The organism is Wolbachia endosymbiont of Pentidionis agamae, from assembly GCF_036711655.1.
Classification (GTDB): Bacteria; Pseudomonadota; Alphaproteobacteria; order Rickettsiales; family Anaplasmataceae; genus JAZHPY01.
The window spans coordinates 1-636 of record NZ_JAZHPY010000152.1; the positions used below are offsets into that span (position 1 = coordinate 1).

The following is a 636-nucleotide window of genomic DNA, read 5'->3' on the forward strand; positions in this document are numbered from 1 at the left end:
CGTACTAAAAGGCGCAAATACTTTGGACGCCACCCATCTACATTAAGACGTTTCCTATTGCGTAACTTTCTTTTCTCACAATTACTTAAAAAATTATATAGTCTTCTCATACACAATGCCTCAATTATTTCTTCTTATTTACTGTCTTGCGAAGCATAAACTTACCTTTCAATACTATTCCTTTACCTTTATAAGGATTATACTTTCTAAGCTTACATATATCAGAAGCAACAGAATAAATCTTTTGCTTGTTTATACTACTTAATATTATTTGATTTTTTACACATTGAGCTTGAACACCATCAGGAAGCTTGTATTTTATATTATGACTATAGCCTAAAGATAAAGTTAAATACTTACCACTATTAGCTGCCTTATACCCAACACCAATAATTTCAAGTTCAACAGTAAAATTATTTACTAAACCTAAAATAATAGAATTAATATTACTCCTACATGTACCTAACATAGGTTTTGTTTTATCATTATCAGCATATTTTGGATTAATTGAAAAACATAACTGATCACCGATAACTTCATATACTACAGAATCATGCAAACTAACTTCCTTAATTCCTTTACTGCCCTTAATCAAAAAATTTCTGTTATCCTTACACTCAACTGAAACATTTGCAG

Annotated in this window: 1 protein-coding gene; it reads right to left on the bottom strand. The window is 29.4% G+C overall.

Annotation, left to right across the window (positions count from 1 at the left end; genetic code table 11):
* Positions 1–124: 124 nt before the first annotated feature.
* Positions 125–636 (bottom strand): 50S ribosomal protein L6 (rplF, locus tag V6U76_RS05400; protein ID WP_333024120.1); only part of this gene is annotated, 512 nt, incomplete at its 5' end.